This window comes from Streptomyces sp. NPDC042259, assembly GCF_055582085.1.
Genome location: NZ_JBVJDW010000003.1, coordinates 392,394 through 408,164, shown reverse-complemented (window position 1 = coordinate 408,164; position 15,771 = coordinate 392,394). Strand labels below are relative to the sequence as shown.

At 72.1% G+C, this 15,771-nt stretch carries 5 protein-coding genes; all 5 read right to left on the bottom strand.

All coding sequences use genetic code 11. The features are described 5' to 3' along the window. Positions 1-65: 65 nt before the first annotated feature. Positions 66-1,247, bottom strand: coding sequence for an acyltransferase family protein (locus tag ACZ6MA_RS10730; protein WP_469432749.1), 1,182 nt, complete (start codon positions 1,245-1,247; stop codon positions 66-68). Between the two features lie 96 nt (positions 1,248-1,343). Continuing rightward, the gene (locus tag ACZ6MA_RS10725; RefSeq protein ID WP_469432747.1) at positions 1,344-1,859 is read right to left on the bottom strand and encodes a hypothetical protein; all 516 of its coding nucleotides are present in this window, start codon (positions 1,857-1,859) and stop codon (positions 1,344-1,346) included. 97 nt (positions 1,860-1,956) lie between these two features. Continuing rightward, complete coding sequence (locus ACZ6MA_RS10720; protein WP_469432746.1) at positions 1,957-2,757, bottom strand: ABC transporter permease; 801 nt, start codon at positions 2,755-2,757, stop codon at positions 1,957-1,959. After that, positions 2,754-3,764 (bottom strand): ATP-binding cassette domain-containing protein, encoded by a 1,011-nt coding sequence (locus tag ACZ6MA_RS10715; protein ID WP_469432745.1) that lies wholly within the window; start codon positions 3,762-3,764, stop codon positions 2,754-2,756. The genes ACZ6MA_RS10720 and ACZ6MA_RS10715 overlap by 4 nt, the downstream gene beginning before the upstream one ends. A gap of 255 nt (positions 3,765-4,019) precedes the next feature. Beyond that, the gene (locus ACZ6MA_RS10710; protein WP_469432743.1) at positions 4,020-15,743 is read right to left on the bottom strand and encodes an amino acid adenylation domain-containing protein; all 11,724 of its coding nucleotides are present in this window, start codon (positions 15,741-15,743) and stop codon (positions 4,020-4,022) included. Between the last annotated feature and the right edge of the window lie 28 nt (positions 15,744-15,771).

Sequence of the window (15,771 nt, the reverse complement as noted above, 5' to 3'; positions counted from 1 at the left end):
CATGAAAGGGGGGCGGTGGCGATCAGCCACCGCCCCCCTTTCGTCCTACGCGGGAAGCCCGCGCTCTACCGGCCCGCCTCCACCGGGGCGGGGGTGGCGGCGGGGACGGGCCGGCTCCCGGCGTCGGCGGCCGGGGCGGCGGCCGTGCGCGGCCTGGCCAGCAACCGCACGAACGGCTTCTCCACGCCGATGGTCAGCAGCCAGGCGAGGACGACACTGACCACCAGGTCGAGCGCGATCACACCGAGGGCGAAGGGAACCGAGTAGAGACGTTCCCTGCCGAAGGCGTCGAAGAAGAACATCATCACCGGCCAGTGGATGAGGATGAAGGCATAGGAGAGATCACCCAGCCACTGCACGGGCCGGGTCGCGAGAACGGTCTTCCGTCCCCGGGCGTCGGCGGCGGCCAGCGAGGAGACGAACAGCGCCAGCGGGACGATCGTCATGGCGACGAGCCGGTACTCCGCGGGCACCGCCATGGACGCCGCGTAGGCGGCCACCAGCAGTCCCGCGAGCGGCAGCGGGCCGACCCCGATCCACCGGCCGGTCCGCACGATGCGCGCCATCAGGATGCCCAGCACGAAGTCCAGCAGCCGGGTCACCGGAAACAGGTCGACGAGCCAGAACGCGCGCACGGACGAGGCGGGGGACTGCGGGGCCATGGCGATGTCGGCGGGAACCTGCGCCCGCACCACGGCCGGTACGGCGACGATCAGTGCCACGACCGCGGCGGCGCTCCACCACAGGTGCCGCGGTGCGATGCGGGCCGCTCCCCGGTAGAGCGCGGGGAACAGCAGGTAGAAGAAGACCAGGCAGGTCAGTGACCAGCTCGGGGCGTTGACGCTGCCGAAGACATCGGGATCCGGCGACCAGGCGTGCACCATGAGGAAGTTCATGACCGCCGCCTTGCCGGTGACCGCCTCGTGGGCGAACACCACCATGGCCACCCCGTACGTCACCCAGTGCAGGGGCACCAGCTTGGCGAGCCGCCGGCGCCAGAAGAGCACGGGCGAGGCGCCGGCGCGCGGCGACCAGGCGAGGATGAAGCCGCTGAGGACGAAGAAGAAGGACAGCCCGACCTTCCCGATTCCCCCTAAGTAATGGGCGTACCTCTCGTCCACGTCCGGATCGGCGAAGGGGACGGCGATCGAGAGGTGGGCCAGGAACACCATGAAGAGCGCCGGGAATCTGATGCCGGTGAGGGAGGGCAGCCGGTTTCCGGAACCGGTATGCAAAGTCTTGTGCATTGGGTCAACCACGCAATCCGCTTGGTCCGACGGGTCAATCCTCAGAGATATCCAAGCGGAATGGTGGTCAGCGGTATGTTGACAGGAAGGTGCCAATTACCGGTTCCGGGCCGGCGCGGTACGCCGGTAGTAGGACCAGCCGGCCACCATCAGGCCGACGCTCCAGAGCAGGAACTGCGGAATGCCGTAGGCGACGATCCACGGGCTGAAGATGGCCTTTGAGGTGTCGGAGTGGAACGTCGCGTAGATCGCCCAGAGCGTGTACAGGAACAGGAACACCGACAGGATTCCGGCGGTCACCACCACCGGCCAGCGCGGGACGCGCCGCCCGGCCAGGAGCGGCACCCAGCGCGGGAAGACCGTGCCCCACGGGCGGACCAGGCTGAGTGCGAAGATCCCCGACAGCAGGGCCATGCCGTTGAGGGTGTGCAGATAGGCCGCGCCGCCCTCCGCGTACCACTCCCGGAACCTCTCCTCGTTCGTCCAGAGCGACGAGCCGAACGCCCAGATCATGTGCAGGGGAATGAATCCCAGCGTCGCGGAGGCGCAGGCGATGTATCCGGCCGCGGCGGCCCGACGGGTGGGCGGGGGGAATTCGGTCGGCTCAGGCATGGGGAAACTCCTCGGGTGGGTCTGTGGTGCGGGGAAAAGCCGAAAGTCCGGCCCCCTCGTCGGTACGGAGGGGGCCGGAATTTTGGTGCCCGTGCGATCACTTGCGGGACGAGGCCTTTTCGAAGGCGCGGATCGTCAGCGGGACAACGATGACCAGCATCGTCAGCGAGAGGATCACGGCCATGGGAACCGGGTGCTGCATGGGGAAGGCATCGCCCGTGGTGGCCCCCGACGGGACGTTGCCGAAGAGCTTCCGGCAGGCGAGGACGACGGCGCTCACCGGGTTCCACTCGGCGATGGACTGCATCCAGCCGGGCAGCCCGTTCAGCGGGATGAACGCGTTGGACAGGAACGACATCGGCATCACGATGATCGCGCCGATGGCGTTCACCGCTTCGGCGCTGCGCAGCACCAGGCCCAGCAGGGCGCCGAGCCACGAGGTGGCGAGCCCGAGCAGCAGCAGCAGACCGAAGCCGCCCAGCATCTCCCAGAAGCCGTTGTGCACCCGCCAGCCGATCAGGTAGCCGATGCCGGACATCAGCGCGAAGCTCCACGACATCACGATGAGGTCGTTGGTGGTGCGGCCGATCAGCACGGCCGAGCGGGAGATCGGCAGTGAACGGAAGCGGTCCATCAGCCCGTTGTCCAGGTCGCCCACCACGGCGATGGCGGTCAGCCCCAGGTTGCTCATCACCACCTGGATGAAGATGCCGGCCATGATGTATTCCTGGTACTTCTGGCCACCCGGCACGTCGATCGCGCTGCCGAAGAGATAGCCGAAGACCAGGACGAAGACCACCGGCATCAGGGTGATGCTCATCAACTGCTGGGGTGTGCGCGTCAGATGCCGTACATGACGGCCGATCAGCGCGCGGGAGTGAACGATGAGGTCGGTCATGCCGCTTCCTGTCCTCGCGGCGTCTGCCGCTCGCTGGTCTTCGCATCGGCCGGTCCGGCCGTGTCGGATTCGGTGCTCTGGCCGGTGAGGGCGAGGAAGACGTCGTCCATGGAGGAGCGCCGGATGGCGAAGTCCACCGGTTCCACCCCCGCGGCCCGCAGGGCGGCGGTGACCTCGGAGATCGTGTCCAGGCCGCCGACCAGCGGAATGGACACGTGCCGGGTCTTCTCGTCCACCTGCGGGGACTCGGCCGACGCGGCGCCGACCGCGGCGACCAGCGCCGGCAGATCGGATGCCGCCGCCACGGACACCTCCAGCCGCTCGCCGCCGACCTTGCGCTTGAGTTCCTCGGGGGTGCCCTCGGCGATCAGCGAGCCCTTGTCGATCACCACGATGCGGTCGGCGAGCTGGTCGGCCTCCTCCAGGTACTGGGTGGTCAGCAGCACGCTGACGCCGCTGTCGACCTGCTGGCGGACCATCCGCCACAGCAACTGGCGGCTCGTCACATCGAGGCCGGTGGTCGGCTCGTCGAGGAAGAGGACCGAGGGAGTCGCGACGAGGCTCGCGGCCAGGTCGAGCCGGCGCCGCATGCCGCCCGAGTACGACTTGGAGGCGCGGTCCGCGGCGTCGGTGAGGTCGAACTGCTCCAGCAGCTCGTCGGCGCGGGCGTGGGCCTTGCGCTTGCCCAGCCCGAGGAGCACCCCGATCAGCCGGAGGTTCTCCCGGCCGGTGAGGACGGCGTCGACGGCCGCGTACTGGCCCGTCAGGCCGATCCGGCGGCGGATCTCCCGCTGGTCCTTGGAGAGGTCGAAGCCCGCCACCGTGACCTTCCCGCCGTCGAAGGGCAGCAGCGTGGCGAGGATGCGCACGATGGTGGTCTTCCCCGCGCCGTTCGGGCCGAGCAGGCCCAGCACCTCGCCCGCCGACACCGACAGATCGACGCCGGTCAGTACCTCGTGCTCGGCGTACCTCTTGCGGAGCCCCTCCGCAGAGATCGCTGTTTCCATGCTTACTCACTCCCCAAGTGGGTGACTGGTTCGGGTGTTTCGGGCGTCCGTGGAACCGCCCGTCCGGGCTCGTCCCGGGGCGCGGGGCGGCTCCGCGCGCCGACCGCCGGACCGCTGCCCTCCCGGTCGCGCCCGGCCGCGAACTCCTGCCTCATTCCACGGCGGGCGGGCAGACGCCCACAAGAGAGAAGGCAGCAAGCTGTCACGGCGGAAGGCAGGCCCGCCCGGAGCCGGGCGGACCTGCCTTCGACGAGGTCAGCCCCGTGTCTTGAGCCGCTCGTGGACCAGCCGGCCGATCTCGGCCGCCGGGCCGGGCGACAGCAGCTCGCTGTGCGACGCCGTCACCGGATGGGTGACGATCTCGCCCGTCACCCGCGGCCGCCACAGATCGACCAGGTGCGGCACGGCTTCGTCCCCCCGCTGGGCGGTCGAGACGACGAGCATCAGATCGCCCTCGAAGACCCCGGGCCGGTAGTCGCGCACGATCCGGTAGTTGTTGTCCATCACCTCGGCGAACGCCGTGATGTGGTGCGGTTCGAGGTTCGCCAGCGCACTGTCCTGGCCGGCGATCATCGACATGACCTCCGCGTGCTCCAGGACGACGTCGTCACCGATGGCCGCGGCGTCGAGCCCCGCCACGTGCAGCAGGGTCCGGAAGACGAGCTGCTCGGTGTACTCCTGACGGTCGTCGTCCCAGTACTCCTCGTACGGCCCCTGGTCGAGGTTGACCACCAGGCCGACCTCCTCCCCCTGGTCCTGCAGCTGGGTGGCGATCTCGTGGACGATCAGCGCCCCCAGCGACCAGCCGAGGAGGTGGTAGGGGCCGTGCGGTCGCACCGTGCGCATCTGCTCGATGTAGTCGGCGGCCATCTCCGGCACGCTCGTCGCGACCTTGTCGCCGAGCTTGAACCCCCGGGCCTGCAACCCGTAGACGGGGTACTCGGCGCGGATCTGCTTGAGGAACTCGTTGTACCCCCAGGCCAGACCGCCGGTGGCGTGCACCATGAACAACGGCGGCCGCTCCCCGCCGGCCCGCAGCGGCAGCAGCACCTCGAAGCCGTCCCGGGTGGAATCCGTACCGAGCCGTTCGACCAGCTCCGCGACCGTGGGCGATTCGAAGACCGCGCGGTTGCCGACCTTGACGCCCAGCACCGAACGGATCCGGCTGATCAGCTGGAGGGAGACGATGCTGTCGCCGCCCAGCTCGAAGAAGTTGCCGTCGATACCGACCCGTTCCAGGCCGAGCACCTCGGCGAACAGGCCGCACAGCAGTTCCTCCTGCGGGGTGCGCGGGCCGCGCGAGCCCAGCAACTCCTCGAAGTCCGGGGCGGGCAGCGCGTCCCGGTCCAGCTTGCCGTGGGTCGTCACGGGCAGTTCGGCGAGCCGCACGAAGGCGGCCGGCACCATATAGGACGGCAGTGACTCCGCCGCGTGCCGGCGCAGCTCCGCCTGCCCCGCCTCCCCGCCCGGTGCCGCCACCACGTACGCGACGAGCGCGGGCTCGCCGGGCCGGTCCTCCCGCACCACCACCGCGACCCGGTCGACGGCGGGGTGGGCCGCGAGGGCACTCTCGATCTCGCCGAGTTCGATCCGGAAACCACGGACCTTCACCTGGTTGTCCGCGCGCCCCAGATATTCGAGCTGACCGTCGGACGTCCAGCGGGCGAGGTCACCGGTGCGGTACATCCGCTCACCCGGCCCGCCGAACGGGCCGGCGACGAAACGCTCGGCCGTCAGCCCCGGCCGGCGCAGATAACCGCGGGCCAAGCCGTCACCGGCGATGTACAGCTCACCGGCCACCCCGGCGGGCACCGGGCGCAGCCCCGCGTCCAGCACGTACACCCGGCTGCCCGGCAGCGGGCGGCCGATCGGGGGCGTGCCGCCTCCGGCCGCCAGTGGGGCGCTGGTCGTCGCCGCCACGGTCGCCTCGGTCGGACCGTAGGCGTTGACCATCCGCCGGCCCGGGGCCCACCGGTCGACCAGTTCGGCCGAGGTCGCGTCACCGCCGACCACCAGGGACGTGAAGGCCGGGAAGTCGCCGGCGGGAACGGACGCCAGCGCCGCGGGCGGGATCAGCGCGTGGGTCACCTCGCTCTCGAGCAGCACCGTGGCCAGCACGTCACCGGCCAGCGGCCCGGGCGGCGGCACCACCAGCGTGGCGCCCGCCGCGTACGTCATGCAGATCTCCAGCACCGACGCGTCGAAGCTGGGCGACGCGTACTGCAGCACCCGGCTGTCCGCCGTCACCTCGAAACGCTCCAGCTCCGCGGCGGCGAAGCTCGCCAGACCGTGGTGGGTGACGACGACGCCCTTGGGGCGGCCCGTGGAGCCGGAGGTGTAGATGACGTACGCGGGCCGCGCCGTCGACGTGCTGATCCCCGGGTCGTGCGGGGACTGACGGGTGAGGTCCGTCAGATCCAGCAGCAGCCGCGGCGGGCCGTCCTCGGGCAGCCGGCCCGCGTGCTCCGTGTCGGTGACGACCAGGGCCGGGGCCGCGTCGGTGAGGATGTAGCCGATGCGGTCGGCCGGGTAGTCCGGGTCGACCGGCAGGTAGGCGGCGCCCGCCTTCATGACGGCCAGCTGGGCGACCGCGATGTCCACCGACCGGGGCAGGGCCAGGGCGACGATGCCCTCCGGCCCCACACCGCGTTCGATCAGGGCGTGCGCCAGCCGGTTGGCCCGCGCGTTCAACTGCCCGTAGGTCAGGCGCAGTCCGGGGGACTCCACGGCGGTGGCATCGGGGCTCGCCGCGACCCGGTCCTCGAAGAGCCGGGTGAAGGTGACCGGCCGGGCCGCGTGCCCGGTGTCGTTCCACTCCGTCAGGATCCGGCCGCGCTCCTCCCCGTCGAGGATGTCGACGTCCCGGACGGCACGGTCGGGGGCGACCGTCACCGCCTCCAGCAGCCGCTCCAGCCGGGCCGCGAGGGCCTCGGCGGTGGCGGCGTCGAACAGCTCGGTGGCGTACTCCACCCCGCCCTCGATGCCCGCCGGCGCACCGTCGGGGCCGAACCGCTCACCCAGCTCGAAGGACAGGTCGAACTTCGCCACGTTCAGGCCCACCGGGTGCGGCAGCATCCGGGCACCGGGCAGGTCCGTGTGGCCGGTCGCGTTGTTCTGGAACGCCAGCATCACCTGGAAGAGGGGATGCCGGGCCATGGACCGGGCCGGGTTGAGTTCCTCCACCAGCCGTTCGAAGGGGACGTCCTGGTTGGCGTAGGCGGCGAGGTCGGTCTCCTTCACGCGTTCGACGAGTTCGGCGAAGGTGGGGTTGCCGGTCAGGTCGGTGCGCAGGACGAGGGTGTTGACGAAGAAGCCGACGAGGTCGTCGAGTGCTTCGTCGGTGCGTCCGGCGATGACGCTGCCGATCGGGATGTCCTCCCCGGCCCCGAGCTTGCCCAGCAGTGCCGCGATCGCCGCCCGCATCACCATGAACACACTCGCGCCGCGCTCACGGGCCAGGTCCGCCACCCGCCGGTGGACGTGCGGCGCGATGCGCAGCGGCACGGTGCGGCCACGGAAGTCGGCCACCGCCGGGCGCGGCCGGTCCCTGGGCAGGGGCAGCTCCTCGGGGATCCCCGCGAGTGCCGTGCGCCAGTACTCCAACTGCCCGGCCATGGCGCTGCCCGGGTCGCTCTCGTCGCCCAGCACCTCACGCTGCCACAGCGTGTAGTCGGCGTACTGCACCGGCAGCGGCTCCCACACCGGGGCCGTCCCGCTCCGGCGGGCCCGGTAGGCCTCCGACAGGTCCCGGGACAGCGGGGCCAGCGACCAGCCGTCGCCCGCGATGTGGTGCACCACGATCAGCAGCACGTGGTCGTCGGCGGACACCCGGAACAGGTGGGCCCGTACGGGGATGTCCCGGGCCAGGTCGAAGCCCTGCCGGGCCGCCTCGCTCACCGCCCGGTCCAGACCGTCGGCCGGCACGTCGGTGACCGCCAGTTCCACGACCGCACGCTCGGCGGGCAACACCAGCTGCCGGGGCCGGGCATCGGTGTCCGGGAACACCGTGCGCAGACTCTCGTGCCGGGCCACCACGTCACCGAGCGCCGCCCCGAGCGCGGCCGTGTCGACCTCGCCCAGCAGCCGCACGGCCAACGGGATGTTGTACGTCGCGTTCGGCCCCTCGAAGCGGTTGAGGAACCACAGGCGCCGCTGCGCGGGGGAGAGCGGGATCTGCGCGGGGCGCTCCCGCACGCCCAGCGCCCGGCGCGAACCGGCGGCGGAGTCCAGCCGGCCCGCCAGCCCCGCGACCGTGGGCTCCTCGAAGACGGTACGGACGGCGAGTTCCACACCGAGCCGGGAACGGACCCGGCTCACCAGCCGGGTCGCCAGCAGCGAGTGCCCGCCGAGTTCGAAGAACCCGTCGTCGATACCGACCCGCTCCAGCCCCAGGACGTCCGCGAACAGTTCGCAGAGCAGCTCCTCGCGGGCGTCGCGCGGGCCGCGGCCACCGGTCCGGCCCGTGAAGTCGGGGGCGGGCAGGGCCTTGCGGTCCAGCTTGCCGTTGGCCGTCAGCGGCAGGGTGTCGAGGGTGACGAACGCGGCGGGCACCATGTACTCCGGCAGCAGCCCGGCCAGGTGCTCGCGCAGCGCACCGGTGTCCACGTCCCCGTCCACCGGGACCACATAGGCCACCAGGCGCTTGTCGCCCGGCTGGTCCTCGCGGACGGTGACGGTGGCCCGGGCGAGAGCCGGGTGTCCTTCCAGCGCGGCTTCGATCTCGCCGGGCTCGATGCGGAAACCGCGCAGCTTGACCTGGCTGTCGGCCCGGCCGATGAACTCGATCTGCCCGTCGGTGGTCCAGCGGGCCAGGTCGCCGGTGCGGTACAGCCGGCTTCCGGGGGCGCCGAACGGGTCGGCGACGAACCGCTCGGCGGTCGCGCCGGGGTGCCCCAGATAGCCTCGGGCCAGACCGGTGCCCGCGATGTACAGCTCACCCGGTACACCCGGCGGCACCAGCCGCAGGGCGCCGTCCAGCAGCCACACCCGCTGGGAGTCCAGCGCCCGGCCGATCGGCACGGTCCTCGGGGCGGGCGCACCGGGCTCGACGCGGTACGACGTGGCGAACGTGGTCGTCTCCGTCGGCCCGTAGCCGTCCACGACGGTCAGCCCCGGGCACGCCTCGCGTACCCGGCGCACCGCCTCGGCCGGGACGACGTCGCCACCGGTCCACACCTCGCGCAGCCCGTTCAGGCAGCCCGGGTCGTCCTCCGCGAAGAGGTGGAAGAGGGCGGCGGTCAGCCACACCGCGGTGATCCGGTGCCGGCCGACGAGTTCCCGCAGCCGTGCCGCGTCCAGATCGCCTGCCGGGGCGAGCACCGCGCGGCCGCCGGACAGCAGCGGCGCCCACAGTTCGTAGGTGGAGGCGTCGAAGGCCTGCGGGGAGTGCACCAGGACCCGTTCGTGTCCCTCGGCGAACGCGCTGTCGCCCGCCAGCGCCACCACACCGCCGTGCGTGACCGCGACACCCTTCGGCTTGCCCGTGGAACCGGAGGTGTACATCACGTACGCGCTGGTGTCGGGTGTCACCACACCGCCGCGCTCGTCATCGGTCACGTCAGCGTCGGACAGGCCGGTGAGCCGGGTGTCGAGTGCGGGGTCGTCGAGGACGAGCAGTCGGGCGGTCTGCGGCAGCAGGGGGCGTAGTGCGGTGGCGTTGGCGGTGTCGGTGATCAGGAGGCCGGGGCGGGCGTCGTGGAGGATGTGGGTGAGGCGTTCGGCCGGGTAGTCCGGGTCGACCGGTACGTAGCCCGCTCCGGCCTTCACCACGGCGAGGAGGGCTGTGACCATGTCCGCGGAACGCGGCAGGGCCAGTCCCACCAACCGCTCGGGGCCCGCCCCGTGCGCGAGGAGGTGCCGGGCCAGCCGGTTCGCCCGGGCGTTCAGCCGCGCGTACGGGACCACCTCGTCGTCCTGGACCACCGCGACCGCGTCGGGGGTACGGGCCGCCTGCGCCTCGAACAACTCCGGCAGGGTCCGGGCGGACGGCTCGTACCCCTCGGGGTTCCACCCGGCGGGGATCCGCTCCCGCGCGCCCGGCACGAGGACGTCCACCGAGCCGAGCACCGGCTCGGGATCGGTGGTCGCCTCCAGGGCCCGCAGCAGGCTCTCGACGATCAGCTCGGCGCTCTCCGCGGAGAACACGTCCTGCCGGTAGTCGGCCCGTACCAGCAGCCGGTCACCCGACGGGATCACCGTGATGCCGATCGGGTAGTGGGTGGCGTCCTGGCCCTCGCCGCTCGTCACGGCGAGCGCGCCGACCGACTGCTCCAGCGCCCCGGTGTCGACCGGGTAGTTCTCGAACACCACGAGGGTGTCGAACAGCTCGCCCAGCCCGGTGATCTCACGGATGTCCGTGAGCCCCAGGTGCTGGTGCGGCATCAGCTCGGACTGCCGGTCCTGGAGCCGGGTCAGCAGCCCGCCCATGGTCTCGGCGGGATCCAGCCGGACCCGTACGGGCAGGGTGTTGATGAACAGCCCCACCATCGACTCGATGCCCTCGATCTCCGCCGGGCGGCCCGAGACCGTGGTGCCGAACACCACGTCGTCCCGCCCGGTCAGCTGCCCGAGCGTCAGCGACCAGGCCAGCCCCAGCAGGGTGTTCAGCGTGACGTTGTGCTCACGGGCCCGCTCCCGCAGGGCCGTCGCCAGCGCGGCCGGCAGCTCCTTGGAGATCCGCCGCGGCACCACCGGCTTCCGCCCCGGGTCCAGCGGCGCCAGCAGGGTCGGCTCCTCGAGACCGTCGAGCGCCTCGGCCCAGGCGGCCTCGGCCGCCGTACGGTCCTGCCCGGCCAGCCACACCAGATAGTCCCGGTACGGCGTCACCCGCGGCAGACCGGAGTCGTCGCCCTCGCGGTTGTACAGCTCGAACAGCTCGCCCAGCAGGACCGGGATCGACCAGCCGTCCAGCAGGATGTGATGGTTGGTGATCACGAACAGGTGCCGGTCCGGCTCCAGGGCGACCAGGCCGAACCGGATCAGCGGCGGAGCGGTCAGATCGAACCGGCGGCCGCGGTCCTCGTCCAGGTACCGGGCGAGTTCCGCCTCCCGGCGCGCCTCGGGCAGCCCGCGCAGGTCCAGCTCGGTCCACGGCAGGGTGATCTCGGACGGCACCACCTGCACGGCCTCGCCGTTGCCCATGACACGGAACGCCGACCGCAGGTTGGTGTGCCGCCGCAGCAGCGTCTCCGCGGCCGCCCGCAGGGCCGCGCCGTTCAGCGCCCCCTCGATGTTCATCGCGAACTGGACCGTGTAGACGTCGTGGCCCTGCTGGTCGTACAGCGCGTGGAAGAGCAGGCCCCGCTGGAGCGGCGCCAGGGGCAGCACGTCCGCGAACGGCCGCTGCCCCTCCTCCAGTTCGTCGATGTCGCGCTGCGCGAGCCGCACCAGGGCGAGGTCGGACGGCGTGTGACCGCCCGCGTCCGGCCGTTCGGCGTGCGTGGCGATGGCCCGCAGGGCACGGAACCAGGTCTCCGCCAGGTCCCGCACCTCGTCCTCGCCGAACAGCTCACGCGGCCACGACCAGTTCGCCGTCAGCGCCGGGCCGTCGGCGGTCTCCCGGGCGATCGAGTTGACCTCGAGCGCGTGGTGCACCGGCATGTCGGCGTCGGCACCGCCGCCGAGACCGGCGTCGGAGTCGTCGCCCTCGTCCGTGGCGGAGCCGCCCAGCCGGCCGAGGTAGTTGAAACCGAGCTGAGGGGTGGGCAGGCCCGCGAGGACGGCCGCCGTCTCCGGGTTCAGATAACGCAGCAGCCCGTAGCCGGCACCGTTGTCGGGCAGGGCCCGCAGCTGCTCCTTGACGGCCTTGACGGCGTCACCGACGGCGGGTCCGCCCGCCCAGATCTCCTCCCACTTCCCCGCCCCCACCCGGGGGTCGAGGTTGATGGGGAACAGGCTGGTGAACCAGCCGACGGTCCGGGAGACGTCCGCGCCGGGCACCAGCTCCTCACGACCGTGGCCCTCCAGATCGACCAGCACCCCGGGCGCGTCCTGACCGCGCCGCCGGCGCCAGTCCGACACCGCCAGCGCGAAACCGGTCAGCAGGACGTCGTTGACACCCGCGTGGAACACCGCGGGCACCCGGGCCAGCAGCGGCCCGGTCACCTCGGCGGGCAGCGACAGGGACAGGGCCCCGGACGTCGCCATCACATCGCGGGCGGGATCCACCGGGCGCGCCCCCAGTTGCGGGTCCGTACCCTGGAGCATCGACGTCCAGATGTCCAGCTCGGCGGTCCGGGCCTCGGACGCCGCCGCCTCGACCAGGCCCTCGGCCCAGCCCCGGAACGACGTCCCCACCGGCTCCAGGTCCACGTCACGGCCGGCCGCGACGGCCTCGTAGGCCGCCGCCAGATCGGGCAGCAGGATCCGCCAGGACACCCCGTCCACGACGAGGTGGTGCGCCATGAGCACCAGCCGCCCGTGCGCGTCCGGGCCCGCGTCGTGCCACACGGCCTGGAGCATCACCCCGTCGTCCGGGGACAGCCGCTCCTGTGCCGCCCGCGCCGCCTCGGGCAGCGCGACCGCGGCCGCGTCGACCCGGTGCACGATGTCCCGCGCGCGGACGGATCCCCGGGGGGTGACCTCCAGCGCCCAGCCGCCGTCGGCCGGCCGGGACAGCCGCAGCCGCAGCGCGTCGTGGTGGTCCAGCACCGCCTGCAGCGCCTTGGTCAGCGTCCCGAGGTCGTAGTCCCCGGGCACCCGCATCACCATGGCCTGGTTGAAGCCGTCCATCGGGCCACCGGACTCCCGCAGCCGGTGGATGATCGGGGTGAGCGGCACGGCACCGAGCGCGCCGTCCGCACCCGCCCGGGCCGTGCGCCCGGTCTCCTCGACGTCCTGGGCGGCGGCGGCCAGTGCCTCGACGGTACGCAGCTGGAACACATCACGGGGGGTGAGCACCAGCCCGGCCCGGCGGGCCCGGCTGACCAACTGGATGGAGATGATGCTGTCGCCGCCCAGCTCGAAGAAACCGTCGTCGATGCCGACGGTGTCGAGACCGAGCACCTCGGCGAAGAGGCCGCACAGCAGCTCCTCGCGGGCGTCGCGCGGGCCGCGACCGCCCGTGCGGCCCGCGACGTCCGGGGCGGGCAGGGCCTTGCGGTCCAGCTTGCCGTTCACCGTCAGCGGCAGCGCGTCGAGGGTGACGAACGCCGACGGCACCATGTACTCCGGCACCAGACCCGCGACGTGCTCCCGCAGCGCCGCCACGTCCGTGCCGCCGTCGGCCGGTACCACGTAGGCCACCAGCCGCTTGGTGCCCGGCCGGTCCTCCCGGACCACGACCGCGCTCTGCGCCACCGACCCGTGACCGGCCAGCACCGCGTCGATCTCGCCCAGCTCGATCCGGAAGCCACGGATCTTCACCTGGTCGTCCGCGCGCCCCAGGTACTCCAGGAGGCCGTCACCGGTCCGGCGCACCACGTCACCCGACCGGTACATCCGCTCGCCCGGGCCGCCGAACGGGTCGGCCACGAACCGCTCGGACGACAGCCCCGGGCGCCCCAGGTAGCCGCGCGTCACCGCCGGGCCCGCGATGTACAGCTCGCCCGCCACCCCCGGCGGCAGCAACCGCAGCTGCCCGTCCAGGACGTACGTCCTGGCGTTCCGCAGCGGCCCTCCGATCAGCGGCCGGGGGCTGTCCTCGACCGGGCAGCGCAGCGTCACCACCGTGCACTCGGTGGGCCCGTAGTAGTTGTGCGCGATGACACCGGGCAGGGCGCGCAGGCTCTGCCACAGTGCGTCGCTGGTGGTGTCGGCGCCGACCTGCAGCATGTGCGGGTGGTGCGCGGACGGATCCATCAGACCGGCGGCCAGCAACTGTTCCATGAAGGCCGGGGTGGAGAAGAAGGAGTCCAGACGCTGCTCGCGGACGTAGGCGACCACCTGCCCGGGGTCGCGCCGCACCTCGTCACCGATGAGGTGCAGCTCATGGCCGTCGAGCATCCACAGCATCGAATCGACCGCGGCATCGAAGGTGAACGCACTGGTCAGCGCCGTCTTCAGGCGCCGTCCGCCGACCGCCCGCGCACCGGGCGCGAAGAGGTCCGCCTGCTCGCTGTGGAAGAGCCCCACCACACTGCGGTGGGCGACCGCGACACCCTTCGGCCTGCCCGTCGAACCCGAGGTGTAGATCACGTAGGCCAGGTGGTCCGGCGTGAGCGGGCCCCGGCGGTCGGCCCGCGTCAGGTTCCCGTCGGGCAGGGCGGCCAGGGCATCGGCCGTGCCGGGGGCGTCGAGGACGACCCGGGGGACGCCGGCGACCGACTCGGGCAAGCCCTCCGCTATGCCCTCCAGCGTGATCACACTCACCGGGGAGGCGTCCTCGAAGAGGTAGCCGACCCGCTCGGCGGGGTACTCCGGATCCAGCGGCAGATACGCGGCGCCCGACTTCAGGACCGCGTACGCAGCCACGATCAGGTCCGCGGAGCGCGGCAGATCCAGCGCGACCATCGACTCCGGCCCGGCGCCCTGCGCCACCAGCAGCCGGGCCAGCCTGTTGGCCCGGCCGTTGAGCTGCGCGAACGTCAGCCGCTCCGCACCGCACACCAACGCGACCTCGTCCGGGATGCGGGCCGCCTGGAGTTCCAGCAGCTCGTGCAGCAACTGCTCATCGGGCAGCGGGAGGTCCGCCCCCGTGCCCTGGGCCAGCAGCACCCGCTCCTGCTCGGCGGGCAGCATCCGCCGCACGCCGACGGGCCGGTCCGCGTCCTGCTCGGCCGTGGTCAGCAGCAGCACCAGGGCGTCGGCCAGCGACTCGACCAGCGCGGGGGCGAGGACCTCCGGCTGGTAGGCCAACTGGAGCTCCATCGTCTCGCCGACGAGGACGGCGATCGTGAGCGGGTAGTGCGTGTCGTCGTGGTTGTCGCTGGCCACGATGCCGATGCTGCCCGCCGACCGCTGGAGGCTCTGCGAGTCGATCGGGTAGTTCTCGAACACCACGATGGTGTCGAAGAGTTCACCGTGCCCCGCCAGCCGCTGCACATCACTGAGCCCCATGTGCTGATGCGACATCAGCTCGGCCTGCTCGCCCTGGACGCGGTTCACCAGCCCGCCCAGGGTCTCGGCGGGATCGAGCCGGACCCGCACGGGCAGCGTGTTGATGAACAGACCCACCATGGACTCGATGCCCGGGATCTCCGCCGGGCGGCCCGACACCGTGGCTCCGAACACCACGTCGTCGCGGCCCGTCAGCCGGCCCAGCACCATGGCCCAAGCGGCCTGGACGACGGTGTTGACGGTCACGCCCGCCCGCCGCGCCCACCGGCCGAGCGCCGCCGTCTGCGCGGCGGACAGCCGCACCTTGAGTTCCCCGCGCTCGGTGGACGCGGGCCGGTCGGCGGGGGAGACGAGCGTCGGCTCCTCCAGCCCCGCCAGCGACTGCCGCCACGCGGCCTCGGCGGCGGCCCGGTCCTGCCGGCCCAGCCAGCCGAGGTACTCGCGGTAGGGCGTCACCCGGGGCAGCCCCGAGTCGTCGCCCTTCGTGCCGTACAGCTCGAACAGCTCACCCAGCACCCGCGCCATGGACCAGCCGTCCAGCAGGATGTGGTGGTTGGACACCACGAACTGGTGGCCGCCCTCGCCGAGGTCGACGAGGGTGAAGCGGACGAGCGGGGGCGCGGCGAGGTCGAAGCGCCGCACACGGTCCTCGGCGACCAGCCGGGTCAGCTCCGCCTCCCGCTCGGCCTCGGGCAGACCGCTCAGGTCCACATCGGTCCAGGGCAGCGCCACCTCGCGGGGGATGATCTGCACCGGCTCGCCGTTCTTACGGGAACGGAACCCGGCCCGCAGGTTCGAGTGCCGGCGGAGCACACCCGCGGCGGCACCCCGCAGCGCCTCGGCATCCAGCTCGCCCTCGATCCGGAAGGAGAGCTGAATGGTGTAGACGTCGGAACCGCCGTCCTCGTCGTACATCGCGTGGAACAGCATTCCCTGCTGCATCGGCGACAGGGGGAGGACGTCTTCGAGCCCTGGCTTCTTCATCGCGTTTTCCTTCTTCATCTCGTGATCT